This is a genomic window from Streptomyces sp. NPDC002671, from assembly GCF_053592475.1.
This window is the reverse complement of sequence record NZ_JBSFVU010000019.1, coordinates 177,593-202,975: the sequence shown is the minus strand read 5'-3', so window position 1 is coordinate 202,975 and position 25,383 is coordinate 177,593. Positions and strand designations below refer to the sequence as shown.

At 71.2% G+C, this 25,383-nt stretch carries 23 protein-coding genes, 2 pseudogenes and 1 riboswitch; of the genes and pseudogenes, 12 read left to right on the top strand and 13 right to left on the bottom strand.

Features of this window, described 5'->3' with window-relative positions:
* Nucleotides 1–37 precede the first annotated feature (37 nt).
* From ftsR to ACWD35_RS28165, 4 genes and pseudogenes are all read left to right on the top strand, one after another.
* Nucleotides 38–775, top strand: a complete 738-nt coding sequence (gene ftsR / locus ACWD35_RS28180) for a transcriptional regulator FtsR (protein ID WP_451354107.1) — start codon at nucleotides 38–40, stop codon at nucleotides 773–775.
* Nucleotides 776–860: 85 nt separating this feature from the next.
* Nucleotides 861–1,334: a bifunctional nuclease family protein gene (locus ACWD35_RS28175; RefSeq protein WP_026253112.1), complete on the top strand. Its 474-nt coding sequence runs from the start codon at nucleotides 861–863 to the stop codon at nucleotides 1,332–1,334.
* 262 nt (nucleotides 1,335–1,596) lie between these two features.
* Entirely contained in the window at nucleotides 1,597–2,286 is a 690-nt protein-coding gene (locus ACWD35_RS28170) for a MerR family transcriptional regulator (protein WP_451354106.1), read from the top strand.
* Nucleotides 2,287–2,355: 69 nt separating this feature from the next.
* A pseudogene (locus ACWD35_RS28165) lies at nucleotides 2,356–3,687 on the top strand (DNA polymerase IV); the annotation flags it as partial.
* A 62-nt stretch (nucleotides 3,688–3,749) separates the two neighbouring features.
* Here the strand turns inward: ACWD35_RS28165 and ACWD35_RS28160 are convergent.
* A complete protein-coding gene (locus tag ACWD35_RS28160; RefSeq protein WP_451354105.1) occupies nucleotides 3,750–4,121 on the bottom strand; it encodes a PRC-barrel domain-containing protein in 372 nt (123 codons plus the stop codon).
* A gap of 119 nt (nucleotides 4,122–4,240) precedes the next feature.
* Nucleotides 4,241–4,335, top strand: a riboswitch (glycine riboswitch).
* A 173-nt stretch (nucleotides 4,336–4,508) separates the two neighbouring features.
* Between ACWD35_RS28160 and gcvP the strand changes: the two genes are divergently transcribed.
* Nucleotides 4,509–7,394, top strand: a complete 2,886-nt coding sequence (gene gcvP, locus ACWD35_RS28155) for an aminomethyl-transferring glycine dehydrogenase (RefSeq protein WP_451354104.1) — start codon at nucleotides 4,509–4,511, stop codon at nucleotides 7,392–7,394.
* A gap of 83 nt (nucleotides 7,395–7,477) precedes the next feature.
* On the opposite strand, the gene ACWD35_RS28150 is transcribed toward gcvP, so the two are convergent.
* Genes ACWD35_RS28150 through modA form a run of 4 tightly spaced genes read right to left on the bottom strand, consistent with a single transcriptional unit; the run spans nucleotide 7,478 to nucleotide 10,755 of the window.
* Nucleotides 7,478–7,897 carry a TOBE domain-containing protein gene (locus ACWD35_RS28150; protein WP_451354103.1) on the bottom strand — a complete coding sequence of 140 codons (420 nt, stop codon included), beginning with the start codon at nucleotides 7,895–7,897 and terminating at the stop codon, nucleotides 7,478–7,480.
* A 28-nt stretch (nucleotides 7,898–7,925) separates the two neighbouring features.
* Nucleotides 7,926–9,011, bottom strand: a complete 1,086-nt coding sequence (locus ACWD35_RS28145; RefSeq protein WP_451354102.1) for an ABC transporter ATP-binding protein — start codon at nucleotides 9,009–9,011, stop codon at nucleotides 7,926–7,928.
* Nucleotides 9,012–9,052: 41 nt separating this feature from the next.
* Entirely contained in the window at nucleotides 9,053–9,913 is an 861-nt protein-coding gene (gene modB, locus ACWD35_RS28140; protein WP_451354101.1) for a molybdate ABC transporter permease subunit, read from the bottom strand.
* Entirely contained in the window at nucleotides 9,910–10,755 is an 846-nt protein-coding gene (gene modA, locus ACWD35_RS28135; RefSeq protein WP_451354100.1) for a molybdate ABC transporter substrate-binding protein, read from the bottom strand. The genes modB and modA overlap by 4 nt, the downstream gene beginning before the upstream one ends.
* Nucleotides 10,756–10,962: 207 nt before the next feature.
* Here modA and ACWD35_RS28130 point away from each other — a divergent pair, with 207 nt between their 5' ends.
* Nucleotides 10,963–11,472 (top strand): molybdopterin-dependent oxidoreductase, encoded by a 510-nt coding sequence (locus ACWD35_RS28130; RefSeq protein ID WP_451354099.1) that lies wholly within the window; start codon nucleotides 10,963–10,965, stop codon nucleotides 11,470–11,472.
* Nucleotides 11,473–11,513: 41 nt separating this feature from the next.
* Here the strand turns inward: ACWD35_RS28130 and ACWD35_RS28125 are convergent.
* Nucleotides 11,514–11,798 (bottom strand): annotated as a pseudogene (locus tag ACWD35_RS28125) ((2Fe-2S)-binding protein); the annotation flags it as partial.
* Between the two features lie 293 nt (nucleotides 11,799–12,091).
* Here ACWD35_RS28125 and ACWD35_RS28120 point away from each other — a divergent pair.
* On the top strand, nucleotides 12,092–13,588 hold the full coding sequence (locus tag ACWD35_RS28120) for a PucR family transcriptional regulator (protein ID WP_451354098.1): 1,497 nt from the start codon (nucleotides 12,092–12,094) through the stop codon (nucleotides 13,586–13,588).
* 33 nt (nucleotides 13,589–13,621) lie between these two features.
* Here the strand turns inward: ACWD35_RS28120 and ACWD35_RS28115 are convergent, their stop codons facing one another.
* A complete protein-coding gene (locus tag ACWD35_RS28115; protein WP_225839034.1) occupies nucleotides 13,622–14,017 on the bottom strand; it encodes a TOBE domain-containing protein in 396 nt (131 codons plus the stop codon).
* 123 nt (nucleotides 14,018–14,140) lie between these two features.
* Between ACWD35_RS28115 and ACWD35_RS28110 the strand changes: the two genes are divergently transcribed.
* A complete protein-coding gene (locus ACWD35_RS28110; RefSeq protein WP_451354097.1) occupies nucleotides 14,141–14,737 on the top strand; it encodes a DUF1707 SHOCT-like domain-containing protein in 597 nt (198 codons plus the stop codon).
* A gap of 47 nt (nucleotides 14,738–14,784) precedes the next feature.
* On the opposite strand, the gene ACWD35_RS28105 is transcribed toward ACWD35_RS28110, so the two are convergent.
* From ACWD35_RS28105 to ACWD35_RS28090, 4 genes are all read right to left on the bottom strand, one after another.
* On the bottom strand, nucleotides 14,785–16,737 hold the full coding sequence (locus ACWD35_RS28105; protein ID WP_451354096.1) for an amino acid transporter: 1,953 nt from the start codon (nucleotides 16,735–16,737) through the stop codon (nucleotides 14,785–14,787).
* 309 nt (nucleotides 16,738–17,046) lie between these two features.
* Nucleotides 17,047–17,577 carry a universal stress protein gene (locus tag ACWD35_RS28100; protein WP_451354095.1) on the bottom strand — a complete coding sequence of 177 codons (531 nt, stop codon included), beginning with the start codon at nucleotides 17,575–17,577 and terminating at the stop codon, nucleotides 17,047–17,049.
* Nucleotides 17,578–17,934: 357 nt separating this feature from the next.
* Nucleotides 17,935–18,141: a DUF5999 family protein gene (locus ACWD35_RS28095; protein ID WP_451354094.1), complete on the bottom strand. Its 207-nt coding sequence runs from the start codon at nucleotides 18,139–18,141 to the stop codon at nucleotides 17,935–17,937.
* A 428-nt stretch (nucleotides 18,142–18,569) separates the two neighbouring features.
* The gene (locus ACWD35_RS28090) at nucleotides 18,570–19,163 is read right to left on the bottom strand and encodes a hypothetical protein (RefSeq protein WP_451354093.1); all 594 of its coding nucleotides are present in this window, start codon (nucleotides 19,161–19,163) and stop codon (nucleotides 18,570–18,572) included.
* 578 nt (nucleotides 19,164–19,741) lie between these two features.
* On the opposite strand from ACWD35_RS28090, the gene ACWD35_RS28085 reads away from it, so the two are divergent.
* Both ACWD35_RS28085 and ACWD35_RS28080 read left to right on the top strand, forming a co-directional pair.
* Entirely contained in the window at nucleotides 19,742–21,259 is a 1,518-nt protein-coding gene (locus tag ACWD35_RS28085; RefSeq protein WP_451354092.1) for a glutamate--cysteine ligase, read from the top strand.
* Nucleotides 21,260–21,423: 164 nt separating this feature from the next.
* A complete protein-coding gene (locus ACWD35_RS28080; RefSeq protein ID WP_451354091.1) occupies nucleotides 21,424–22,230 on the top strand; it encodes a CPBP family intramembrane glutamic endopeptidase in 807 nt (268 codons plus the stop codon).
* A gap of 15 nt (nucleotides 22,231–22,245) precedes the next feature.
* Here ACWD35_RS28080 and ACWD35_RS28075 read toward each other — a convergent pair whose 3' ends face one another.
* Entirely contained in the window at nucleotides 22,246–23,058 is an 813-nt protein-coding gene (locus ACWD35_RS28075; RefSeq protein WP_451354090.1) for a PhzF family phenazine biosynthesis protein, read from the bottom strand.
* Between the two features lie 246 nt (nucleotides 23,059–23,304).
* Between ACWD35_RS28075 and ACWD35_RS28070 the strand changes: the two genes are divergently transcribed.
* On the top strand, nucleotides 23,305–23,952 hold the full coding sequence (locus ACWD35_RS28070; RefSeq protein WP_451354089.1) for a PadR family transcriptional regulator: 648 nt from the start codon (nucleotides 23,305–23,307) through the stop codon (nucleotides 23,950–23,952).
* A 91-nt stretch (nucleotides 23,953–24,043) separates the two neighbouring features.
* On the opposite strand, the gene ACWD35_RS28065 is transcribed toward ACWD35_RS28070, so the two are convergent.
* A complete protein-coding gene (locus ACWD35_RS28065) occupies nucleotides 24,044–24,472 on the bottom strand; it encodes a type II toxin-antitoxin system Rv0910 family toxin (RefSeq protein WP_451354088.1) in 429 nt (142 codons plus the stop codon).
* Between the two features lie 289 nt (nucleotides 24,473–24,761).
* On the opposite strand from ACWD35_RS28065, the gene ACWD35_RS28060 reads away from it, so the two are divergent.
* Entirely contained in the window at nucleotides 24,762–25,289 is a 528-nt protein-coding gene (locus ACWD35_RS28060; RefSeq protein WP_451354087.1) for a Clp protease N-terminal domain-containing protein, read from the top strand.
* Nucleotides 25,290–25,383 lie beyond the last annotated feature (94 nt).

Genomic DNA, 25,383 nt, shown 5'->3' with positions numbered 1-25,383 from the left:
CTCCGGACCCTGTCCGGGGGGACCCCAGGGAAGGTCCATGCTTCAAACACCGAGCGGCGGTACCGGGAGCGGTACCGCCGCCACGGACAGTGGGCTGATGAGCATCGGCGCGGTGCTGCACGCGCTGCGCGACGAGTTCCCCGAAGTCACCATCTCCAAGATCCGCTTCCTGGAGTCGGAGGGGCTCATCGAGCCGCAGCGGACCCCGTCCGGGTACCGCAAGTTCAGTGCCGGGGACGTCGAGCGCCTCGGTCACGTTCTGAGGATGCAGCGGGACCACTATCTGCCGCTCAAGGTCATCCGTGAGTACCTGGAGGCCATGGAGCGCGGCGAGGACGTCTCGCTGCCTCTGGTGGGGCGCCAGCGCACCAAGGACGATCCGGGGGATCCGGCCGAGGGGCCCACGGTCGCCCGGGTCGGGCGGGCCCAGCTGCTGGCGGCGGCGGAGATCGAGGAGGGCGACCTCGAGGAGTGGGAGGCGTACGGGCTCATCGCTCCGCTCGCCGACGGGGCGTACGACGCCGAGGCCGTCACTGTGGCGTCCCTCGTGGCGGAACTGGGCCGGTTCGGGATCGGGCCGCGCCACCTGCGGGTGATGAAGGCCGCCGCCGACCGGGAGGCGGGGCTCGTCGACCAGGTGGTGGCCCCGCTGAAGCGCCACCGGAACCCGCAGACCAGGGCCCATGCCGAGGCCCGCGCGAAGGAACTGGCGGCGCTCACCGTCAGGCTGCACACGGCTCTCGTGCAGACCGCTCTCGGGCTGCGGCTGCCCTGAGCGGCGGGGCGTCCCGGCCTCCCGATCGGGCACCTGTTCCCGGCCCGACTACCCAAACGTCCCGGGCACGGCCTAGGGTTGCTGTGTGAACGAGCTCGATGTCGTAGGTGTCCGGGTCGAAATGCCCTCCAACCAACCGATCGTGCTCCTGCGCGAAGTGGGGGGCGACCGCTACCTCCCCATCTGGATCGGGCCGGGGGAGGCGACGGCGATCGCCTTCGCTCAGCAGGGCATGGCCCCCGCGCGACCGCTGACCCACGACCTGTTCAAGGACGTGCTGGAGGCCGTCGGCCAGGAGCTGACCGAAGTACGGATCACCGATCTGCGCGAAGGCGTCTTCTACGCGGAGCTGGTCTTCGCCAGCGGAGTCGAGGTCAGCGCCCGTCCTTCCGATGCCATAGCACTGGCCCTGCGCACCGGAACGCCGATCTACGGCAGCGACACGGTGCTGGACGACGCGGGCATCGCGATTCCGGACGAGCAGGAGGACGAGGTGGAGAAGTTCCGCGAGTTCCTCGACCAGATCTCGCCCGAGGACTTCGGCACCAGCAGCCAGTGAGACCCGCGGCCGGCCCGCCGGACCAGCGAGTTCGCGGGCCGGTCGGAGAAGGCTGCCGCGGCCGGGGTCGTGGCAATTGCCACCGGCCATTGAGAGCGTCCTACGGATACCCGCGCAGGCATTCGGCTAGCCTTTCCCCGCGGTGGGACACGGGAAACCACTCCTAGGGTGATTATCACTCGGCGTGCCGAGTGTGGCGATCGTTGACGCACCCCTGGTGACTGCCTACCGTCGAGAAGGCAGGTCAAGGACGGAGGTCGGCGTGAGAACCAGCGGCGACGGTACGGCTGGGGGTGCCCCCGGACGCGGTTTCGGGGAGAGCGGTCCGTACCCTCCCCCAAGCTCTCAGCTGCGTTCGAGCAGGGGGTACCCCCAGCCCGGCAGCGCGGTCGATCACGCTCCGCAGCGGCCGACAGCGGTGCTGAGCGGTGGAGGGGCGGCGTCCATGGCTTCCGAGTCCGAGCAGATCGGCTACCGCGGGCCCACGGCCTGCGCGGCGGCCGGCATCACGTATCGGCAGCTCGACTACTGGGCCCGCACCGGCCTCGTCGAGCCGAGCGTGCGGCCCGCCCACGGGTCGGGCACGCAGCGTCTGTACAGCTTCCGGGACGTCGTCGTCCTGAAGATCGTCAAGCGGTTCCTGGACACCGGGGTGTCGCTGCAGAACATCCGTACGGCCGTCCAGCACCTCCGGGAGCGTGGTTTCCGGGACCTTGAGCGCATGACCCTGATGAGCGACGGTGCCACGGTGTACGAGTGCACCTCGCCGGACGAGGTCCACGCCCTGCTCCAGGGCGGTCAGGGCATCTTCGGCATCGCCGTGGGCGTGGTGTGGCGGGACGTGGAAAGCGCCCTCTCCCAGCTGCACGGGGAGCGCATCGACACCGGCGAGACCCTCGTCGGCCACAACCCCGCGGACGAGCTGGCGCGGCGCCGCAACCGGGCGGTCTGAGCCCCGGGGTCCGCGGCGGTGCCCTCCTGTGCCATGGCGTTGTCAGTGCCGTGGTGCAGCATCGGAGTTGTGAGAAACGCGCCCACGATCCTGCATCTCGACATGGATGCCTTCTTCGCCTCGGTGGAGCAGGCATCCAAGCCGAGCCTGCGGGGGAAAGCCGTGATCGTGGGCGGGCTCGGGCCGCGCGGGGTGGTGGCCACCGCGTCGTACGAGGCCCGGGCCTTCGGGGTGCACTCGGCGATGCCCATGGCCCAGGCGCGCCGGCTGGCACCGAACGCGGCGTATCTCGTGCCGCGCTTCGGCCTCTACCGGTCGGTCAGCGAGCAGGTGATGGCCCTGTTGCGGGAGCTGTCGCCGCTGGTGGAGCCGCTGAGCCTGGACGAGGCGTTCGTGGACCTGGAGGCCGGGGGAGCGGCCTGGGACGAGGAGTCGGCGCGGCTGGCCGGAGCGAAGCTGCGCGCGGACATCCGGGCGGTCACGGGGCTGACCGGCTCGGTGGGACTCGCCGCCTCCAAGATGCTCGCGAAGATCGCCTCCGAGCAGGCCAAGCCCGACGGGCTCGTGCTGATCGAGCCGGGGTCGGAACGCGCGCTCCTCGGGCCGATGTCGGTGCGGACCCTGCCGGGGGTCGGGCCGGCCACCGGGGACCATCTGCGGCGCGCCGGGATCACCACGGTCGAGGAACTGGCCGAGGCGGGCGAGGACGAACTCGTACGGCTGCTGGGCAAGGCCCACGGGCACGCGCTGTACGCAATGGCGCTGGCGCGCGACGACCGGCCCGTCGTCGCCGAGCGGGAGACCAAGTCGGTGTCGGTGGAGGACACCTATGACGTGGACATCCACGACCGGCTGCGGGTCGGCCTGGAGGTGCGGCGGCTCGCGGACCGGTGTGTGGGGCGGCTGCGCGGGGCCGGGCTGTCGGGGCGGACCATCGTGCTGAAGGTGCGGCGGTACGACTTCTCGACGCTGACCCGCTCCGAGACGCTCAGGGGGCCCACGGACGACCCTGCCGTGATCCGGGAGGCGGCGGCACGGCTGCTGGAGTCCGTGGACACCACGGGCGGGGTACGGCTGCTGGGGGTCGGTGTGTCCGGGCTCGCCGACTACACCCAGGAGGACCTGTTCGCCCAGGCCGCGGGCGAGCTGGCCGCCGAGGCCTCGGAACAGGCCGCGCCCGAGGCCGCCGAGGAGGAGCCGGAGCCCGCCGAGCGGCACTGGAGCGCCGGGCACGACATACGGCACGCTGCCCACGGCCACGGCTGGGTGCAGGGCAGCGGCCTGGGGCGGGTCACCGTACGCTTCGAGACGCCGTACTCGGAGCCGGGCCGTGTGCGGACCTTCCGGGTGGACGACCCCGACCTGGAGCCGGCGGACCCGCTGCCGCTGGTGCCGGAAACCGGGGACGCGGAGAGACAGACGGAGAAGCACAGCGAGAAGCAGACGGAGAGGCATACGCAGGCTCAGGTCTCCTCCGTGCCGGCCAGCTTTCCGAAGTCGTGGTCGGGAACCGCTGGAGGCGCACCTACATCCAGACCGTAGTGGTGGTAGAGCTGGAGTTCCTGTTCGGGGGAGAGGTGGCGGCCCACGCCGAAGTCGGGGGCGTCCTTGATCAGGCTCCGTTCGAACGGCACCTGGAGCGTGCCCTCGACCAGCTCGCTCGGCTCCAGCGGGACGAACGCATCCCTGGAGAACAGGCCTGTTCGTATGGCAGCCCATTCGGGCACACCCGTCGCGTCGTCGAGATACACCTCGTCGACGGTGCCGATTTTGGTCCCGTTTCGGTCGAACGCCTTGCGGCCGATCAGGTTGCGCGGATCGATATCGGTCTGCACGGTCCCTCTCCCTCCACTTGGTCGCAACTCATCCGTAAGCACTACAAAAGAGCACATTCAACGAGGCGGCCACTCGAAGGCCCGGGCGTTGACCTCGCTGGTAGGCTGACAGCGGCTGCTGACCCCGCGCGGGAGAGTCCTCCGACCACGTCGGAGGCGCCGAAGGAGCAAATCCTCCCCGGAATCTCTCAGGCTCACGTACCGCACGGACGAGGTCACTCTGGAAAGCAGGGCGGACGTCCACGGTGTCCGCCCTCACCGACGGTGAAAGCCGGCGTCCTCGGGCGCCCGGTGAAGCTCTCAGGTTGAGATGACAGAGGGGGAGGCCGTCCGGGCACCCGTCTCGTGGTGCCCTCGAAGGTCGCGTCAGACCAGGAGGCCTCCGCAATGACCGCCCACCACGTTCCGCTGTCCGAGCTCGAAGCGGGCATCCCTTTCGAGCAGCGTCACATCGGGCCCGACCAGGAGGCGCGGGCCAAGATGCTCGCGCAGGTCGGCTACGGTTCCCTCGACGAGCTGACCGCCGCCGCCGTGCCGGATGTGATCAAGAACGCCGAAGCCCTGGATCTGCCGGAGGCCCGGACCGAGGCCGAGGTGCTCGCCGAGCTGCGTGAGCTCGCCGACCGCAACCAGGTTCTCGGCTCCATGATCGGCCTGGGCTACTACGGCACCTTCACGCCCCCCGTCATCCTGCGCAACGTCATGGAGAACCCGGCCTGGTACACGGCGTACACGCCGTACCAGCCGGAGATCTCCCAGGGCCGCCTGGAGGCCCTGCTGAACTTCCAGACGGTGGTCGCCGACCTCACCGGCCTGCCGACCTCCGGCGCCTCCCTCCTGGACGAGGGCACCGCCGCCGCCGAGGCGATGGCACTGTCCCGGCGCATGGGCAAGAACAAGAAGGGCCTGTTCCTGGTCGACGCGGACGCGCTGCCGCAGACCATCGCCGTGATCGAGACGCGCGCCGAGCCGACCGGCGTCGAGGTCGTCGTCGCCGACCTGAGCGAGGGCATCCCGGCCGACATCGCGGCCCGCGAGATCAACGGCGTCCTCATCCAGTACCCGGGCGCCTCCGGTGCCGTACGGGACATCAAGCCGGTCATCGACCAGGCGCACGAGCTGGGCGCTCTCGTTGCCGTCGCCGCCGACCTGCTCGCGCTGACCCTGCTGACCTCGCCCGGCGAGCTGGGCGCGGACTTCGCGGTCGGCACCACCCAGCGCTTCGGTGTCCCGATGGGCTTCGGCGGTCCGCACGCGGGCTACATGGCCGTGCAGGAGAAGTTCGCGCGCAGCCTGCCCGGCCGCCTCGTGGGCGTCTCCGTCGACGTCGACGGCAACAAGGCCTACCGCCTGGCCCTGCAGACCCGTGAGCAGCACATCCGCCGCGAGAAGGCCACCAGCAACATCTGCACCGCGCAGGTGCTGCTCGCCGTGATGGCCGGCATGTACGCCGTCTACCACGGCTCGGAGGGCCTGAAGATCATCGCGCAGCGCACCCACCGCTACGCCACCGTCCTGGCCGCGGGCCTGACGGCCGCCGGTGTCGAGCTCGTGCACGGCGCCTACTTCGACACTGTCACCGCGCGCGTGCCCGGCAAGGCCGCCGAGGTCGCCGCCGCCGCCGAGCGGAACGGTGTCAACCTGCGCCTGGTCGACGCCGACCACGTCTCCATGGCCTGCGACGAGACCACCACGCGCGCCCAGCTGGGTGCCGTCTGGGCCGCCTTCGGTATCGACGGCGACGTCGAGGCGCTGGACGCGGCGGCCGTGGACACGCTGCCCGAGGCGCTGCTGCGCACCGGCGACTTCCTGACCCACCCGGTCTTCCAGCAGCACCGCTCCGAGACCGCGATGCTGCGCTACCTGCGCAAGCTGTCCGACCGCGACTACGCGCTCGACCGCGGCATGATCCCGCTGGGCTCCTGCACCATGAAGCTCAACGCGACCACGGAGATGGAGCCGGTCACCTGGCCCGAGTTCGGCCAGCTGCACCCCTTCGCGCCGGCCGAGCAGGCCGCGGGCTACCTCACGCTCATCCGTGAGCTGGAGGAACGTCTCGCCGAGGTCACCGGCTACGACAAGGTCTCCCTCCAGCCGAACGCCGGTTCGCAGGGCGAGCTGGCCGGTCTGCTCGCGGTGCGCGGCTACCACCGCGCGAACGGCGACGAGCAGCGCACCATCTGCCTGATCCCGTCCTCCGCGCACGGCACCAACGCCGCCAGCGCCGTGATGGCGGGCATGAAGGTCGTCGTCGTCAAGACCGCCGAGGACGGCGAGGTCGACGTCGCGGACCTGCGCGCCAAGATCGAGCAGCACCGCGACGAGCTGGCCGTGCTCATGATCACCTACCCGTCCACGCACGGTGTGTTCGAGGAGCACGTCGCCGACATCTGCGCCCAGGTCCACGAGGCGGGCGGCCAGGTGTACGTCGACGGCGCGAACCTCAACGCCCTGGTCGGCCTCGCCAAGCCGGGCCACTTCGGCGGTGACGTCTCGCACCTGAACCTGCACAAGACCTTCTGCATCCCGCACGGCGGCGGCGGCCCCGGCGTCGGCCCGGTCGCGGTCCGCTCGCACCTGGCGCCGTACCTGCCCAACCACCCGCTCCAGCCGGCCGCCGGTCCGGAGACGGGCGTCGGCCCGATCTCGGCGGCGCCGTGGGGCTCCGCGGGCATCCTGCCCATCTCCTGGGCGTACGTCCGCCTGATGGGCGGCGAGGGTCTGAAGCGGGCCACGCAGGTGGCCGTGCTCTCCGCCAACTACGTCGCCAAGCGCCTGGAGCCGCACTACCCGGTGCTCTACACCGGCCCCGGCGGCCTGGTCGCGCACGAGTGCATCATCGACCTGCGCCCGCTGACCAAGGCGACCGGCGTCACCGTGGACGACGTGGCCAAGCGCCTCATCGACTACGGCTTCCACGCGCCGACGATGTCCTTCCCGGTGGCCGGCACGCTGATGATCGAGCCGACCGAGTCCGAGGACATCACCGAGCTGGACCGTTTCTGCGACGCGATGATCGCCATCCGCGCGGAGATCGAGAAGGTCGGCGCCGGCGAGTGGCCCGCGGAGGACAACCCGCTCCACGGCGCCCCGCACACCGCCGCCGCGCTCGGCGGGGAGTGGAAGCACGCCTACAGCCGCGAGGAGGCCGTCTTCCCGGCCGGTGTCTCGGCCGCCGACAAGTACTGGCCGCCGGTGCGCCGCATCGACCAGGCCTTCGGTGACCGCAACCTGGTCTGCTCCTGCCCGCCGCTGGACGCGTACGAGGACTGAGCGAGTCCCGGTGAGTGAGAGCCCCGTCCGTGCATTCGGGCGGGGCTCTCCCATTTCTCGTGCCGTCGCCCGCGGCACATCCGTCACGCCGTCGCCAGCGCCACCTCGGTCGACTTGATCAGGGCGATCACGTCGGAGCCCACGAAGAGCCCGAGTTCGGTGGCCGCGTCCTTGGTGATCACGGCCGTGAGTTCGCCGCCGGCCACGGAGATCTTCACCGAGGTCATGGCCGCCCCGTGCGTGAGACGGGTGATCGCGCCGGGGAGCTGGTTGCGGATCGACAGGCCCTCGGGCCGACTCGTGGCGAGCGAGATCTCCGTCGACTTCACCAGCGCGCGGACGGGGGAGTCCGGGGCGAGGCCGAGCTGCTCGGCGGCCTCCAGGGTGATGGCCGCCATGAGGTCCTGCCCGCCGTCCAGGCGGATCCTGACCGTGGCCATGACCTCGCCGGCCTGGACCTCGGTGACGGTCCCGGGGAGCTGGTTGCGGATGCTCAGTGTCATGGGCACCCACCGTAGGGCGCGTGTCCGGTCAGGCCGGGTATGCGTGGGTCTGCGTCGCCTTCACCGTCGCCCAGACAGCTGCGCCCGGGTGCAGGTCCAGCTCGGCCGCGGCGACCGTCGTGAGGTCGGCGGCGAGGGCGAGTTCGCCGGTGAGGTCGGCGCGGATCTGGTCGCCGTGGATCTCCAGGCCGGCGACCTCGCAGCGCCACAGGTTGCGGGCGCTGGCACCGGTGGGCCGGTCCCGGAACAGGGTGACCGCGGAGGGTGGAAACGCGACGAAGGCGGGCCCGGACAGCTCCTCGGTGGTCGTGATCGAGGGCCCGGTGTCCAGCCGTACCGTGTGCCCCTCGGCCTGCCCCTGGTACAGGTTGAGGCCGACGAGCCGGGCGATGTAGTCGGTGCGCGGGCGGCGGGCGATGCCGGACGGGCTGCCCTCCTGCACGACTTGGCCGTGCTCTATGACCACCAGCCGGTCGGCGAGCACCATGGCGTCCAGCGGGTCGTGCGTCACCAGGACGGCGACCGCCTCGAACTCGGCCAGGTGGCGGCGGAGCTGGGCCCGGACCTCCAGGCGGGTGCGGGCGTCCAGGGCCGCGAGCGGCTCGTCCAGGAGCAGCAGCCGGGGCCGGGTGGCCAGGGCGCGGGCGAGGGCGACGCGCTGGGCCTGGCCGCCGGAGAGCCTCCGGGGCTTGGCGTGCGCGTGCTCGGCGAGGCCCATGCGGTCCAGCCACGCGGCGGCCTGGGCGCGGGCCTCGGCCTTGGCAGCCCCCTGGCAGCGCGGCCCGAAGGCGATGTTGTCCAGGGCGGACAGATGCGGGAAGAGCAGATAGTCCTGGAAGACCACGCCGACCGGGCGGGACTCCGGCGGGGTGCGCTCCAGGGAGGCGCCGTCGAGGCGCAGATGACCGTCGGTGAGCGGGACGAGACCGGCGAGGGAGCGCAGGGCCGTGGTCTTGCCGGCGCCGTTCGGGCCGAGCAGCGCGACGACGTCCCCGGGGGCGGCCGTCAGCGTCACGTCCAGCCGGAACGAGCCGCGCTCGACCACGAGCCGGGCGTCGAGCCCCTCTTCGCCCGTCGACTGGCGATCGGCTGCGGGGGCGTCGATGTCGGTCATGGGTCCGTACGTTCGCACACGCCCAGGGGTGGCTGCCATCGTCACGCCCCCGTCATCCAGCGCTCCCTGAGCCCCGCCAGCACCGCGATCGACACGGCCAGCAGGACCAGGCTGAGGGAGATCGCCGCCTCGGGGTCGTTCTGCAGGGCGAGGTAGACCGCGAGCGGCATGGTCTGGGTGCGGCCGGGGAAGTTGCCCGCGAACGTGATCGTCGCGCCGAACTCGCCGAGCGCACGGGCCCAGGCCAGTACGGCGCCCGCCGCGACGCCGGGCGCGATCAGCGGCAGGGTGACGCGGCGGAACGCGGTGAAGCGGGAGGCGCCGAGCGTCGTGGCCGCCTCCTCGTAGCGAGGGTCGGCGGCGCGCAGGGTGCCCTCGACGCTGATGACCAGGAACGGCATCGCGACGAACGCCTCCGCGACGACGACCCCGGTGGTGGTGAACGGCAGCGTGATCCCGAACCAGGAGTCGAGCCACTTGCCGACGACCCCGTTGCGGCCGAGGGCCAGCAGCAGGGCCACACCGCCGACCACCGGCGGCAGCACGAGCGGCAGGGTCACCAGGGCGCGCACGAGTCCGCGGCCCGGGAAGTCGGTGCGGGCCAGCAGCCAGGCCAGCGGCACGCCCAGAACGAGGCTCACGGCGGTCGCGGCCGTGGCGCTGACCAGGGACAGCTGGAGCGCCTGCCACACCTCGGTGCTGGTCAGCTGGTCCGGCAGGCTGCGCCACGGGGCGCGGATCAGCAGCGCGACGAGCGGCAGGAGCAGGAACGCCAGGGCCAGCACGCCGGGCAGTAGCAGCGGGAGTGGTACGCCGCGCCGGCCCCCCGTGCCGACGCGGCGGCGCCGCGGCCGACCCGTGCGGGGGTCGGCCGCGGCGCCCGTCTTGTGGAGCGAGGTCACGGCTTGAGGAATCCGGCCGCGCTCAGCACCTTCTGGCCCTCCGGGGACTGCACGAGCGCGATGAACGCCTTGGCGGCCTCGGCGTTCTGCCCGTTCTTCAGCTGGGCGATCGGGTAGGCGTTGATGGCGTTGGCCGACTCGGGGAACTCCACGCCCTGGACCTTGTCACCCGCCGCCTTCACGTCGGTCTTGTAGACGACGGCGGCGTCGGCCTCCTTCAGCTCCACCTTCGTCAGGGCGCTCTTGACGTCCTGCTCGTAGGAGGCCGGGGTCAGCTTGAGCTTGCTCGCGTCCAGGGCCTTCTGCGCGGCGGCGCCGCACGGCACGGTCTTGTCGCACAGGACGACCTTCAGGCCGGACTTGGTGAGGTCCTTCAGCGAGGCCACCTTGTGCGGGTTGCCCGGCACGGTCGCGATCTCCAGCTGGTTGCGGACGAACGTGGCCGGGGTGCCGACCGCGTCGCTCTTGTCCGTCACGATCTTCATGGTCTTGGGGCTCGCGGCGGCGAAGACGTCCGCCGGGGCACCGCCGGTGATGTTCGCGGCCAGGGTGTCACTGCCGCCGAAGTTGAAGCTGACCTTGGTGCCCGGGTGCTGCTTCTCGAACTCCTGGCCGAGGGTCGTGAAGCTCTCCTTGAGGGAGGCCGCCGCGAACACGGTGACCGTGCCGGACAGCTTCGGGGCAGCCGAGTTGTTCGACTTCGCCGACGAGCTGGGCGCATCGGACTTGTCGGTCTTGTCAGACTTGTCGGACGAGGAGCAGGCGCTCAGTGCCATCAGGGCGGCGGCTCCCGCACCGGCCAGCTGCAGCATTCGCCGAGTGCGGCGCGCGGAACGGGTCATCACGGATGTACTCCTCAAAGTTCTGTGGAACAACGGTCGCGCCCTGCAATGGCCGGGAAGACCGGCCGTGCGGCGATGATACTGCCGCATTTGCCAGGCGGAAGTCTCTTGTCACTTCGCATGAGCTGCGAACTTATGACTTGTAGCTTGCATGTGCGTTTGTACGGCGTGCTTTCGGGGGTACGGTGCTGCGGGAGGTGATCCCAGATGACACTCGCGGAACTCGCCCTCACCGGTGATCTGGCCCGGCCGGCCCGACTGACCGTGCCGGACCTGCTCCACTGGCCGCAGCACGGTGTGGACGTCAGCTTCGAGTGCGCGACCAGCGGCATACAGCACCACCGGTTCGCCGGCCCGCGCCTGTACGACGTGCTCGCCGACGCGGGACCCGGGTTCGACCCGGCCCGGCGCAAGGACCGGCTGCGCTTCCTCATCGCCGTCACCGGCACCGACGGCCATCACGCGGTGCTGTCCTGGGCCGAGATCGACCCGGACTTCGCGCACGCGCCGGTCCTGCTCGCGGTGACCATGGACGGCGCCCCGCTGGACGCGGCCGGACCCCAGCTGGTGCTGCCGCAGGACCGGTGCGGGGCCCGGCACATCAGCGGCATCACGGCGATCCGGGTGGACGGGCGCTACCGCTTCGGCGGTCCAGCGCCGGCCACACCCGGTCGCGCGCCAGCGGCAGCTCCGTCAGGGCCGGGGCGACGGGGTTGAAGGGGCTCTCGCTCGTCGCCTTGGCGCCCAGCGGGCCGATCGCGTCGGCGGTCCTGGTGAAGTGCACCTCGGTGCGCGGCACGTCTGCGTACTGCGGGAGCCGGTAGGCCCTCCAGGGTGGTGACGCTGTGGTCGTCGGCGCGGAAGGCCGGGTAGAGGCAGCTGTGCACGGGCTCGCCGTCGACATGGACCGCGCAGGCACCGCAGCCGCCGGCGTCACACCCCTTATTCACGCCGAACCACCCGCGTTCGCGCAGTTAGCTGCGCAGGCACTGGCCGGGGCGGGGCTCGTCCCCGAAGTCCCGGCCGTTGATCTCGACCTTCATCGCTGCCCCTCCCCGGCCAGTTCCCGGCGGATCTCCTCCGCCAGCCGCACCGGGCGGACCGTCGCGGCGGTCACGGTGACTGCAGGTGGCGGAACCGCCGCGTTCCCGTCCGGACGACTGGTTCGGAGCACGGAAACGCCGACGCGCCGGGCGCCCGGACCGGAGGATCAACCAAGTTGCATTCCCTTACCTAGAGCCTTGCATTTACGATGCTTCATCTCGTACTTGCCTGGCGAATGCGAGATGTCGGGGGGTCCTGCTCGCCACCGGGCGGCCGTACGAGGAGCCAGTACATGCACGTCGAACACCTCCTTAGGGACACCTCCCTCGGCCTGCGCCTGCTGTGGGCCGAGGACGCGCTGCTGCGGCGGGAAATCAGCGGCGTGACCGTCACGGACCTGGAGGACCCGGCCCGGTTCGTGCGGCCCGGGGAGGTCGTGCTCAGTGGGCTCGTGTGGTGGTCGCCGGACGGCGAACCCGGCAAGGCGGAGCGGTTCGTCTCGGCGCTCCGGGGAGCGGGAGCCGCCGTGCTGCTCGCCGGGGAGGAGACGCACGGGAGCGTCCCGGACGAGCTGGTCGAGGCGTGCGTGCGCTACGGCGTGCCCGTGGCCGGGGTGCCGGCGCACATCATGTTCCGGGCGATCACCGACTCCGTGTATCTGCGCCAGTGGGGCGAGTTGAGCCGGCATCACGCGCTGCCGGAGATCGCGCGCGTACGCCTGAGCCGGCTCCTCGCCCAGGACGCCGGGCCGGACGACATCCTGACCGCAGCATTCGCGCACCTCGACGGGATCGCCGCGTACCTCTTCACGCCCTCGGGCCGTACGGTCGCGGCCACGCCCGGCGCGCCCGCCGTACCGGCCCGTGACGCGGTCGCGCTCGTGGCCGACGAGGGCTCAGGGGTGACCGTCTCCGTCGACGCCGACGACGTCTCCCCCTACGAACGCCGGTCCCTCTACCTGCCCGACCCGGACGGGGCCCCGCCGCGCCTGCTGCATGAGGTCGCCGCCGTGCTGAGCGGCGCCCGGGAAGCGGTCGTACGTCGCCGGACGGCCGAGCGTCAGGCGGTTGACGCACTCGGCGCGCTGCTGGCCGCGCCGGAGGGGCGGGCGGAGGCGGTGGAAGCGGCGCTACGGCGGTGCGGGCTGCCGGACGCCGGGCCGTACCGGCTGCTGGTGGCGGACACCGGAACCCCCGGGTTCGCCGAAGGGGCGCTGACCGAGGTGGCCGGGCAGGCGGGAGCCGCCGCCGGGGCCGTGGGCCGGTTGCCGGACGGCTGCGCGTTCGCCGTGCTGGCCGGTGACCTCGGCGCCGGCCTGGACGAGGTGTGGCCGCTGGTCGCCGGCTGCGCTCCCGGGGTGGTCCTGTACGGCGGCACCGGGGCGCCCGCGGCCGGACCCGGGGACCTGACGGGTGCGCTGGCGCAGGCCCGCTACGCCCTCAGCTCGGCCCGGACCAGCGCGCCGGACGCGTCCCTTCTCACCGACGCCACCGCCCTGACCAGCCTGGACGCCCTGCTGACCGGGGTACCGGCCGACGTACGCGCCGCCTACAGCCGTACGGTCCTCGGGCCGCTGCTCGACACCGGCCGGCCCTCCATCGCCGCACTGCTGAGCACCCTGGAGACCTTCCTCGCCTGCGACGGTTCGTGGGCGCGCACCGCTCAGGCGCTGCATCTGCACGTCAACACCGTGCACTACCGGGCCGACCGCATCGAGCGGCTGACCGGGCGTGACCTCTCCCGGCTGCGCGACCGCCTCGACCTGTGGGCGGCCCTGCTGTGCCGGTGAGCAGGCCCGGTGTGGGGGAGTGAGCGGGTCGGCTCAGACGCGGTCGATGTGCACGTTCGTGGACTTCACGCGCGCGGTGGCCTCCATGCCGACCTCCAGGCCCAGTTCCTCCACGGCCTCCCGGGTCAGCAGGGAGACCAGCCGGTGCGGGCCCGCCTGGATCTCCACCTGGGCGGCCACGTCGCCGAGCTTGATGGCGGTGACGATGCCGGGGAAGGCGTTGCGCACAGAGGTGTAGGAGGCGTCCTCCTCGCCGCCGCCCGCCTTGGCCAGCTCGACCGAGAAGGCGGCGAGGGCCTTGCCGTCGATGAGCCGCCGCCCGGCCTCGTCGCGATGCGTGGCCACCCGGCCCGCGTCGGCCCAGCGTCGGGCGGTGTCCGGGCTCACGCCGAGCAGCCGCGCCGCCTGGCCGATCGTGTAGGACTGCATGCCGGTCACGATAGGGCCAAGAACCGGGAACCGCGGACGTGGGGTTGGCCGTTGGGTATAACGCGATATAGCTTTAGTGTGCGTAGATGGTCCTGCTGAGGGCGTCTGGATCGGGGTGAGGGTATGTCGGTCGAAGTACTGGGTGCGGGTGAGCCGTCCGGGCTGCGGGCCTCGCACGCGGACCGGGACCGGGTGGTGGATGTGCTGTCGGGTGCCGCGGGGGACGGCCGGATCACCGCCGAGGAACTGGACGAGCGTGTCGCCGCCGCGCTCTCCGCGCGCACGCTCGGGGAGCTGGCCGTGCTGACGACGGACCTCCCCGACGGCTCCGATGTGGCGCCGGTGCGGGACGTCGCGCGTATCGAGCAGAAGGCCAGCTCCACGGTGCGTGCCGACGGCTGGGTCGTGCCCCGGCGCCTGGAGATCGACTCGGCCTGGGGCGATGTGACGCTCGACTTCTCCCGGGCGGTGATCACGCACGACACTCTGACCGTCGAGCTGTCCCTGCACGCCGGCGCCCTGCGGCTGCTCACGCGTCCGGGGGTGGTCGTGGACACCGACTCGCTGGTGATCGACTACGGCCAGGTCAAGACCCGTAGCGCCAAAGACGCCCGGACGCCGGTCGTGCTGCGCGTGGAGATACGCGGCCGGATGAGCTACGGCCAGGTGGTGGTGCGTCCGGCGCGGCGGCGGTTCGGGATGAAGGGCGGAACGGCCTGAGGGGAGCGATCCAGGATCGCCCCCCTCGGTCACCCGTGCGGCCGGACTCAGCCCGTGTGCACCCTCGGCCGGCGCTCTCGGTTCGGTTCGGCCTCGCGGAGCACCTCGCGGGTGACCGGGGCGACCTCGCCCTGTCCGAAGAGGAAGAAGCGCAGGAAGTTGGCGAACGGGTTGCCCTCGGTCCACTCGAAGTAGATGTGCGGCGTGCAGCTCGTCATGTCCCGGGCGTGCAGGAGGAGGGCCGCCAGGGCGTTCGAGATGGAGGAGTGCTCCAGCGTCAGTACCCGGTAGCGGTCGTGCAGGACGTCGCCGCGCACGGTCAGGCTCGCCTCGAACTCGGAGGGGTCGATGACCGTGACCTCGACGAAGACGAAGTCCTCCTGCTCGGGCATGTCGTTGTCGGCGCGGATCTGCTCGATCTTGTCCCGGTACTCGGCCTTGTCCCGGCTGCCCGGCTCGTTGGCGATGAAGCGCATCTTGCGGCTGGCCATGTCCCGAATGAATCGTTCCGCCATCGGGTCGAGCGTCACGCTGGTCACGCGGAGCTCGAAGGCGCGGGCCAGCCGGGACAGGAACGAGACCAGGATGATGCCCGCGATGAAGCAGGCACCGATCTTCACACCGTCCGGACGCTCGATGACGTTGGCGACGGTGACGTAGAGCAGAACGGCGGAGACCACCGCGAAGCCGATGGTCCAGTTGCGCTGCCCGGCCCTGTGGGCGGCGATGGTCACCGCGATCGCCGCGGAGGACATCAGGACCAGCACGCCGGTGGCGTAGGCGCCGCCCTGCGCGTCGACATTGGCGTCGAAGAGCCAGGTGACCAGGAAGGCGACCAGGGTGAAGACGATCACCATCGGGCGGACGGCGCGGGCCCAGTGCGGGGCCATGCCGTAGCGGGGCAGGTAGCGCGGCATCAGGTTGAGCAGGCCGGCCATGGCGGAGGCGCCAGCGAACCACAGGATGGCGATGGTCGAGAGGTCGTAGACCGTGCCGAAGGCGCCGCCGAGGTACTCGTGCGAGAGGTACGCCAGCGCGCGGCCGTTGGCCTTGCCACCGTTCTTGAACTCGTTCGCCGGGATGAGCACCGTTGTGATGAAGCTCGTGGCGATCAGGAACACGCTCATGATCAGCGCGGCGGCCGTCAGCAGCTTCTTGGTGTCCCGGATACGGCCCTTCGGCATCTCCTCGGTGTCGTCCGGGTCGCCCTCGACGTGCGGCATGACGGCGACACCGGTCTCGAAGCCGGACAGGCCGAGCGCGAGCTTCGGGAAGACCAGCAGGGACACGCCGACCATGGCGAAGACGTTGCCGTGTTCGGCGGTCAGGGCGCTGGTCCAGTCGGTGACCACGTGCCCGGCGGTCATGACGTGCCACAGGCCGACGATCACGACGACGGTGTTCAGCACGAGGTAGACGCCGACCAGCGCGACCGCGACACCGATCGCCTCCAGGAAGCCTTTGAGGAACACCGCGCCGAGCAGCGCCACCAGAGCCAGCGTGATCACCATCTGCCGGCCGTGCAGGGCGTCCGTCAGATGTGGGTTCTCCACCAGGTGGGTGGAGGCGTCGGCGGCCGACAGGGTGATGGTGATGAGGAAGTCGGTGGCCGCGAAGCCCAGCAGGGTCAGGACGAACAGCTTGCCCTTCCAGAACGACAGCAGCCGCTCCAGCATCGCGATGGAGCCCTCGCCGTGCGGACTCTCCTCGGCCACCCGGCGGTAGACCGGCAGGGCGCCGGCCAGGGTGACTATGACGAGGACGATCGTCGCGATGGGGGAGAGGAGGCCGGCGGCCAGGGCCGCGATGCCCGGCTGGTAGCCCAGGGTCGAGAAGTAGTCGACACCGGTCAGGCACATCACGCGCCACCAGCGCTGGCCCTTGTGCGCCGGCTCCGGCGCGGCCTCGGCGCCGACGTGGCCATGCTTGCCCATGTCGGACAGCCCCTCCAGCATCCAGGCGCGCAGGCGACTGGGAGGGGGGTGTTCGGTGGTGGCCATCGGCGTGCTCCTGGTGTGCGGCTCAGCGGTTTCCGGCCATCACGCGGACGGCCGCACCAGCGTAAGCAGAGAGTGACGTCCGGGCCCACGGATCCCGGGTCCGAGGGCGTCAATCTTGCGTTAAGAATGACCCGCCCACCGCCGGTCGCGCATCAAGACGCGGAGGCGGGGACGTCGGCCGTGGGTGTTGGGCTGTATGAGGGAGGCGCCTCGTCCGACCGCCTCCCGGACCCGTTCCGGCCGCCCCCCGGACACCGAGCGTCATCGCGTACGACACCTCCTTGATGCTCCGGCCTTCGGCCCCTGTTCTCACAGGCCCCGCGTGTCGATCCGCAGATGCCAGGCGTTGCGCCGGTGGACGGCCACCAGCTCGGACTCCAGGGGAGAAGGGGGTACGGCGAGGACCGGGCAGCGGGCGTGGGCCAGACAGTGCCGGGAGACCCGGCCCGAGAAGGCGCGCTGCAGGCCGCGCCGTCCGGCGCCCACGACCAGAAGGTCGTTCTCGCGGTCCGCGAGCGCCAACAGCGCCCGGCCCGGGGCGCCGCGGACGACGACGGCGTGCATCGGCACGCCGGGTCCCTCCTCGCCGAAGATCTCTTCGAGCACCGAGGCCAGCCGCTGTTGCGCCAGCCGCTCCCACTCCGTCGCCAGCAGACCGGCGGCCGGGGACCGGCGTGCGGCGGGATCGCCGCCCGGCGGTTCCCAGGCGAGCGCCGGCCACAGCTCGGCGCGCAAGGTGCGGGCCAGCGCGGTCGCCCGGCGCAGGGCCGTGACGCTGCCCAGAGAGCCGCTCACGCCGACCACCACACGACGGGCCGACGAGGGGTCGTTACCGGACATGACTCCACCGTTTCTCGCGGATGCCCGCGGGTGGGCCCCGCAGACGAAGGCCTCTCTCCCATCCCACTCCTGAGCGGGCGATCCGACCAGCGGAGGGCGGATTTCCTGGCAGGTCCCTGACGACCTGGCGGCCGGATCGCCTGCGGCCCGGCTTCCGGTGCACGGTCCCGGCGGCCTGCGGCGGGCCCGCTCCAGGGCCGGTACGCCACCGAGTAGGCCCGCGTCTTCGCCTGTCGCGTGCTCGCGGCGCCACCAAGGGCTGACGTACCACTACGGGCAGTAGCAGCGCCCGGACACACGTCGGGGCCGGTGCGCACTCGGGTGTGTGCGGCCGGCCCCTAGGTCACTGTGCTGCGCTCAGGCGGCGGTCATCACGTGCTCCGCGCCGAGCGGGCGGTGCGGAGCGATGACGCGGCCGTCGGGCAGCAGTTCACCGGTGTCCTCGAAGAGCAGGACGCCGTTGCACAGCAGGCTCCACCCCTGTTCCGGGTGATGCGCCACGAGGCGGGCGGACTCCCGGTCGGCGGACTCTGCTGTCGGGCACGGCGGCTGGTGCTGGCACATGGATGGGATCTTTCGCTCTGTCGTGGTCATGTCCGTCCCCCGTTGTGATAAGTCGGTCGGAACCCAGTGTTGCCCTCTCGGCGTCAATCCGCAGGGATTTCGCAGCACCGCTACTCAAAGGTTCATGACGCGTCACCCGCGCGGACGGTTCATTCCAACTCCACTGTCCTTTTGGGTGGTTCTGGGTGGCCGGATGGGACTAGTCCGGTCGTAGAGATCGCCGGGGGGATCGGGGAAAGATCCTTTTCGGCTCGTAGGAGCGAGGAATTGCTCGTACGAGCATTATCGCTCGCGCGAGGCCCCGGGGAAACGGATGACAACGGGTGACAGCGGATTACAACGCATTACAACGGATGACGGCGGATGACTCAGGAAAAACAGGCGTACCCCGCTTCCCCTCCGGGGCGCGGGGTACGCGTGGCCGTGGTTCAGGCGGGCGAGCCGAGCAGCGGGACCGTCGGGACGGGGGTCGCCCGATGGGTCAGCACCGGGAGCAACTCCGCGACCCGGTGCGGGCGGTGCGCGGAGATGCCGGGCGGTGCCGGGGCCAGCGGGACGAGCAGGTCGGTGGCGGCCGGATGCCCGTCGGCGCCGTCGGCGGCACAGTCGCCGTGCAGCCACAGGGTGAGCATGTACAGCCCCGGTACGGACAGCAGGCGTGCCTGGTACGGATGTTGCAGTGCCTCGGCCTGTTGCAGGGCGCGTTCGGTGGCGGCGACGTACGGCCCTTCGAAGAAATGCGAGAAGGCCCAGCCGTCTGGAGTCAGCATGGTCTCGGCCGCGGCCACCGCGCGCTCCCCGCAGCGGATCAGGAAGCGCCAGCCGGCGAGTCGGGTCGCGGACAGGCCCTGCGCGGTGATCCTGTCCAACACATGTACGGGAAGCGGGAGTTCGGGCGTCGCTGGACCCTGAGCGGCGCGCAGGGAGGGGGTTTTGGCCTCACGCACCGCGGTGGGGGAACCGAGGGCGGTGAGGACCGAGCGCAGGGCGGGCGCGGGGGCAGGGGGAATGTGCAGCGGCATGTGGGTCGCCTCTCATTCGACAGGCGCGGCGGCGCGAGGAGGGTGGGGCGGACGGCGCTGTCTGCTCACGGGTGTGGCGAGAATGGTGGTGCCCGGTTCGATGAACGAGGGTGCGGTGCTGGGCCTCCCGGCCGTCGCAACGGCGGCAGGATCACGGGCGGACCAGACCGGGGCGTCCACCTTACGCCTTGTCCACCGAGTTTATACGACGCGTGTTCAGGCGGAGTTTCGCCTAACGGATTCCGGCAGGCCGGGCAAGGCGCTATCGGGTCGCCATTCGGTCGCCGATTTGCGGGAATCCTCCCGATTTCCGGCCCGGGTCCGCGCCGCTGACCTCGGAATACCGCACGGCCGGGGTCGGCCGAATGTCGTCGGTGTTTTTCACCAGGCGGCCAGGAAAACCCGAAGGTGCGTGCTGCGGCATGCCCCGTGAATGTGCCGCGGGGAACCTTTCGAAAGAGTAGCGGGCGCCGGGCCCGCGCGGGGCGTTATCAATCACTTCGGCTGGGCATCATCCCTCCTGACCCGGGACCCGGCGGCCGGTTGAACGGCCTGCCCATCCGAGGAGGGACACTTCGATGGGGGAGAAGGTCGTTGCGGGGCAGTTCGACCTGTCCGATCGCCTGCGCTACCGCGAAAAGCTGCGTGAGTGTCTGGCGGGACTGGAGCGACTGCTGCTGGAGAGGAGATTCGATCGCCCCAAGAACCTCATGGGGGTGGAGATCGAATTGAACCTCGCGGGGCCCGACGGCACGCCGAAAATGCTGAACGGTCAAGTACTGCAGCGCATCGCGAGCCGTGATTTCCAAACAGAACTCGCCATGTTCAATCTGGAAGTGAACATCGCGCCACACCGCTTGGGCGGGCGGGTATTCGACCGGCTCGCCGAGGAACTGCGCACGTCCCTGGCGTACGCCGACCGCAAGGCCGCCGAGGTGGCCGCCGGGATCGTCATGATCGGCATTCTGCCCACGCTGGAGCCGGACGACCTGGTCTCCGCCAATCTCTCCGAGGTCGACCGCTACACCCTGCTCAACGATCAGATCGTGGCCGCCCGCGGCGAGGACTTCCTGCTCGACATCGAGGGCGTCGAGCGCCTCATCTGCACCTCGAAGTCCATCGTCCCCGAGGCGGCGTGCACCTCTGTGCAGCTCCATCTCCAGGTCACCCCGGCCCGGTTCGCCGACGTGTGGAACGCGGCCCAGGCGGCGTGCGCCGCGCAGATCGCCGTCGGCGCCAACTCGCCGTTCCTGTTCGGGCACGAGCTGTGGCGCGAGTCCCGGCCGCCGTTGTTCCTGCAGGCGACCGACACACGCCCGCCGGAACTCCAGGCGCAGGGAGTGCGACCGCGGACCTGGTTCGGCGAACGCTGGATCTCCTCCGCGTACGAGCTGTTCGAGGAGAACCTGCGCTTCTTCCCGGCGCTGCTGCCGATCTGCGACGACGAGGACCCGCTGGCGGTGCTGGACGCCGGCGGCGTTCCGCGCCTCGCCGAACTCGTCCTGCACAACGGCACGGTGTACCGCTGGAACCGGCCGGTGTACGGCATCGCGGACGGCGTCCCGCACCTGCGGGTGGAGAACCGGGTGCTGCCGGCCGGCCCGACCGTCACCGATGTGATCGCCAACGCGGCGTTCTACTACGGCCTGGTGCGGTCGCTCGCGGAGGAGTCGCGACCGGTGTGGACCCGGCTCCCCTTCGCCGCGGCCGAGGCGAACTTCGACGCCGCCTGCCGGTACGGCATCGACGCGCGGTTCGTCTGGCCACGGCGGGGGCGGTACGGCGGCACGGCCGAGGTCGACGCCGTCGCGCTGGTCCGCGACGAGCTGCTGCCGCTGGCCTCCGCGGGGCTGGACGCGTGGGGCGTCGAGTCCGCCGACCGGGACCTCTACCTCGGCGTGATCGAGGAGCGCTGCCGGCGCCGGGTCAACGGGGCGTCCTGGCAGGCGGCCACCTTCCACCGCGCCCTGGAACAGGGACTGTCCCGCGACGCGGCCCTGGCCGCGACGACCCGCCGCTACGCGGAGCTGATGCATGCGGGCGAGCCGGTGCACACCTGGCCGGTGGGGTTGCCGGAGCCGGTGCCGTTGGGGTGAGGGCCGGAGATCCGGCGCCGTCCTCTTCTAACCCGTCCTCGTCTCACCTGTCCTCACCGCCCCGCCCCACGCCCCACCGGCCCGGTGCGCGGTCGCCTGTGCTGCTTCTGCGATCCTTGCGGGCGTAGGTGCCTTATGGGTTTGTGCGGTGGCTGGAGGGCGGAGTGCCGGTGGAGGCTGACTCGGTGGCGGATTCCCTGGCGCGGGAGCGGGAGCCGCGGCGGGTTCTGCGGGACGAGACGCTGCTGGTGCTCGGAGTCTCGCTGGGCGCCAGCGGGGTGTCCGCGCTCATCAGCTTCATCGGCTCGGTCACCAAGCCCGGCGGCCTCAAGGACCAGGCCGCCACCCTGAACGCCTCCGCGGCGCCCGGCCGTCCCTGGCTCGACCTCGCCTGGCAGCTCTTCGGCATCGCCACCGCGCTGGTCCCTGTCGCCCTGGTCGCCCACCTGCTGCTGCGGGAAGGGGCGAGCCTGCGGACGCTGGGCTTCGACCGCACCCGGCCCTGGCCCGACCTCGCCCGGGGAGCCGCGATCGCGGCCGTGATCGGCAGCACCGGCATCGCCTTCTACCTCGCCGCCCGCGGCCTCGGCTTCAACCTCACGGTGGTGCCCGAGGCGCTGCCGAGTGTGTGGTGGAAGTACCCCGTACTGATCCTGAGCGCGCTGCAGAACGCGATCCTCGAAGAGGTGATCGTCGTCGGCTATCTGCTGCGCCGCCTCGGGCAGTTGGGCTGGAGCCCGGGGACCGCGCTGACGGCCAGCGCGGTCCTGCGGGGCTCGTACCACCTGTACCAGGGCGTGGGCGGCTTCCTCGGCAACATGGTGATGGGTGTGGTCTTCGTCTGGCTGTACCGCCGCTGGGGCCGGGTCGGCCCCCTCGTCGTCGCGCACTCGCTGCTCGACATCGGAGCCTTCGTCGGTTACGCCCTGCTCGCGGGCAAGGTCGGGTGGCTGCCCACTCCTGGGCACTGAACCCCGACCGCCCGCTCAGGGCAGCAGGTCGCCCTCGATCGTCGTGACCGCGCGGCCGGTCAGCAGCGTGCGGTCGCCGCGCAGGCCGGTGCGGACCAGACCGCTGCGGCGCGACGCCTGGAGTCCGGTGAGGTCCTCGCGGCCGAGGCGGGCGGACCAGTACGGGGCGAGCGCGGTGTGGGCGCTGCCGGTGACCGGATCCTCGTCGATGCCTACGTTCGGGAAGAAGCAGCGGGAGACGAAGTCGTAGCCCTGTGAAGGGTTTTCGGCGCGGGCGGTGGCGATGATGCCCCGCGAGGAGTAGGCGCCCAGGGACTTGAGGTCCGGGGTGAGGCCGAGCACCGTCTTCTCGTCGGCCAGCTCCACGAGCAGGTCGCCGACGTTCGCTCCGGTGTCGAAGACGGCGACCGGCTCGGCGCCCAGCGCTTCGGCGACTCCGGCCGGGGCCTCCACGGAGGTGAGCGGGGCGGTCGGGAAGTCGAGGGTGATCGAGCCGTCCGCGCCGGGCGTCGCGATGAGCACGCCGCTGCGGGTGGCGAACCGCACCGGTCCCTCGTGGGCGCCGCTGGCGTGCAGGACGTGGGCGGTGGCGAGCGTGGCGTGGCCGCACATCGCGACCTCGGTGACCGGCGTGAACCAGCGCAGCGCCCAGTCGGCCTCGCCGCCCCCGGGCAGCCGGTGCGCGAACGCGGTCTCGGCGTGGTTCACCTCCATGGCGACGTTCTGGAGCCAGTCGTCCTCCGGGAAGCCGTCGTCCAGGAGCAGGACTCCGGCCGGGTTGCCGGCGAAGGGGCGGTCGGTGAAGGCGTCGACGATTCGGATACGCATGGCGCCGACGCTAGGGCCGCGGCGAGCCGCGGGGCCAAGGCCAATTCCCGAGTCCTGGACCGTTTCCCCGCGGCAGCCCGTACCTCTGAAACGTCCTGCTCCTGCGGCTCCCAGGCCTGGAGCAGGTCGAAGCGGATCGCAGCCGGCGGAGGGTTGTCGCACGATCGGTTCCGATATATCGTTGAGGCATCGCGTAAGGAACGCGAGTGATACGCGACTGATCAACGATGGAATGGAGTGATCGCGATGCGCACCCACGGATTCGAGCGTGGACATGACGACTGCGGCCCGGGCCGGCACGGCCGGGGCGGTTCCGGCGGTTTCGGTGGCTTTGAGGGGCGGCGCGCTGCCTTCGGGCCCTTCGGTCCGGGTGGACCCGGCGGTTTCGGTCCCGGTGGGCCCGGCTTCGGTCCGGGGCACTGGGGGCCGCGAGGGCGCGGCGGTCCGAGGGGGAGGGCGCGACGCGGTGACGTACGCGCCTCGATCCTGGCCCTGCTCAAGGACCGGCCGATGCACGGCTACGAGATGATCCAGGAGATCGCCGAGCGCAGCGGCGGCGCGTGGAAGCCCAGCCCCGGCTCGGTCTACCCCACCCTCCAGCTGCTGGAGGACGAGGGCCTGATCGCCAGCGAGAGCGAGGGTGGCAAGAAGCTGTTCGCCCTCACCGAGAGCGGCCGTGCCGCCGCCGACGAGGGGCCGGACGCCCCCTGGGAGGAAGCCTCGCGCGGGGTCGACTGGGAGGCCCTCGGCGAGATCCGGCAGGCCGGCTTCGGCCTGATGGAGGCCTTCGGGCAGGTCTGGAAGACCGGCACGAAGGAGCAGCGCGAGAAGGCCCTGGCCGTCATCAACGAGGCCCGCAAGAAGCTGTACCTCATCCTCGCCGACGAGCACTGAGCTCTCCGCGACGGCGACGAAGGCGCCCTGTGGAATCCCTCCGCAGGGCGCCTTCCCGTGTCTGGATCCGCCTTCTTCTTCGATTCCGGGCTCAGGTCACCAACCCGCCCAGCTTGCGCAGCGACTCGTTCAGCGCGGCCGTCGCCGAGTCCCTGAGCTTGCCCGCCATCAGTGACACCGCCGCGCCGGTGAACTCGCCGTCGATGCGGACCGTCGTGGCTTCCCCGTCGGGTGTGAGCGTGTAGCGGGTGGCGACGTTCACCGCCATCGGACCCTTGCCGCGGATCGCGAACACCCGGGCCGGCTCCAGCTCCTCGATGGTCCAGTCGACCTCCGCCGGGAAGCCCATCAGCTTCATGTTCTCCTGGAACGTACCGCCCACCGCCAGGGTTTCCGGGCCGCCCTTGGGAAAGCTCGTGTGGGTCGCGTTCCACTCCCCGTACGACGACCAGTCGGTGAGCTGGGCCCACACCTTCTCGGCCGGTGCCTGGATGCGTGCCTCCGCGCTGACTTCGGCCATGCGACCACCCCTTCGGATCGGGATACGGTGTCGCGGAACGTAGCCGCAGGGCCGCGAACATTCAATACTGATGAACCATCAGAAGCAGGTCGGCGAGCGGCGCGTCCTGCGGGGCAGCCGTGGTTGCCTGCGGGGCGCGTGGCAAGGCGGCGCGCGCCCCTGGCGGGAGTTCGGCCGGATCTCCTCCGTAAGGATGAGATCGGGGCCGGTGATGTCCACTCTGTGTGGGACGCACAAATGGTTCCACTCGCGGATGCCCCGGCCTGTTGTGGCTGATGAGGTAGGGATTGTGCAATCCCGTATAGCCCGCCGGCCCGCCCACGACGCAAACCACGACGTGACCCGCGAAGCGACGGACCTGCGCATGGACATGGACGACGATGCCGGGCTCAGTGCCGAGCTGGCAGCGGTGCTCGCCGGTGCCCGCCGGAGGGCTGTACGGGACGGGGACCGGCAGGTCGACACCGCCCACCTGCTCCACTCCCTCCTCGAACACGACCCCGAGGCCCGCGCCGCCGTCGGAGACACCGCCCAACTCGCCCGGCTGCTCGGCTATCTCGTGCAGCGCAGCATCGGCTACGGCCTGCGCTGGCAGGGCAGTGTGGAGGACTCCGGCGCACTCGTGGCGGTGGCACCTGACGCGGGCTGGTCGCCCGTCGCCGCAGCCGCCCTGGCCTACGCCCTCGGGCGCGCCCGGCAGCGTGGCGAGGCCCGTGCCAACGGCACCGACCTGCTCGCCGCCCTCGTCGCGGACCCGCAGTCCCGGGCCGTGGAGGTCCTCGAACGCCTCGGCGTCCGCGTGCCGTCCATCCCCTGAGGCACCCCTGAAGCCTGCCGAGGACGCCCCGGTTCGGTCCAGCCTCTGAGACAGGGGCAATGGGGGGTGACGCTCATGTCATCGCCTGTCATCA

Bases quoted from the DNA above. Each gene is read 5' to 3' on its own strand.
- ftsR (WP_451354107.1), top strand. From the start codon at position 38: ATGCTTCAAACACCGAGCGGCGGTACCGGGAGCGGTACCGCCGCCACG.
- gcvP (WP_451354104.1), top strand. From the start codon at position 4,509: ATGACCGCCCACCACGTTCCGCTGTCCGAGCTCGAAGCGGGCATCCCT.
- ACWD35_RS28150 (WP_451354103.1), bottom strand. From the start codon at position 7,897: ATGACACTGAGCATCCGCAACCAGCTCCCCGGGACCGTCACCGAGGTC.
- ACWD35_RS28145 (WP_451354102.1), bottom strand. From the start codon at position 9,011: ATGACCGACATCGACGCCCCCGCAGCCGATCGCCAGTCGACGGGCGAA.
- modA (WP_451354100.1), bottom strand. From the start codon at position 10,755: ATGACCCGTTCCGCGCGCCGCACTCGGCGAATGCTGCAGCTGGCCGGT.
- ACWD35_RS28130 (WP_451354099.1), top strand. From the start codon at position 10,963: ATGACACTCGCGGAACTCGCCCTCACCGGTGATCTGGCCCGGCCGGCC.
- ACWD35_RS28120 (WP_451354098.1), top strand. From the start codon at position 12,092: ATGCACGTCGAACACCTCCTTAGGGACACCTCCCTCGGCCTGCGCCTG.
- ACWD35_RS28115 (WP_225839034.1), bottom strand. From the start codon at position 14,017: ATGCAGTCCTACACGATCGGCCAGGCGGCGCGGCTGCTCGGCGTGAGC.
- ACWD35_RS28110 (WP_451354097.1), top strand. From the start codon at position 14,141: ATGTCGGTCGAAGTACTGGGTGCGGGTGAGCCGTCCGGGCTGCGGGCC.
- ACWD35_RS28105 (WP_451354096.1), bottom strand. From the start codon at position 16,737: ATGGCCACCACCGAACACCCCCCTCCCAGTCGCCTGCGCGCCTGGATG.
- ACWD35_RS28100 (WP_451354095.1), bottom strand. From the start codon at position 17,577: ATGTCCGGTAACGACCCCTCGTCGGCCCGTCGTGTGGTGGTCGGCGTG.
- ACWD35_RS28095 (WP_451354094.1), bottom strand. From the start codon at position 18,141: ATGTGCCAGCACCAGCCGCCGTGCCCGACAGCAGAGTCCGCCGACCGG.
- ACWD35_RS28090 (WP_451354093.1), bottom strand. From the start codon at position 19,163: ATGCCGCTGCACATTCCCCCTGCCCCCGCGCCCGCCCTGCGCTCGGTC.
- ACWD35_RS28085 (WP_451354092.1), top strand. From the start codon at position 19,742: ATGGGGGAGAAGGTCGTTGCGGGGCAGTTCGACCTGTCCGATCGCCTG.
- ACWD35_RS28075 (WP_451354090.1), bottom strand. From the start codon at position 23,058: ATGCGTATCCGAATCGTCGACGCCTTCACCGACCGCCCCTTCGCCGGC.
- ACWD35_RS28070 (WP_451354089.1), top strand. From the start codon at position 23,305: ATGCGCACCCACGGATTCGAGCGTGGACATGACGACTGCGGCCCGGGC.
- ACWD35_RS28065 (WP_451354088.1), bottom strand. From the start codon at position 24,472: ATGGCCGAAGTCAGCGCGGAGGCACGCATCCAGGCACCGGCCGAGAAG.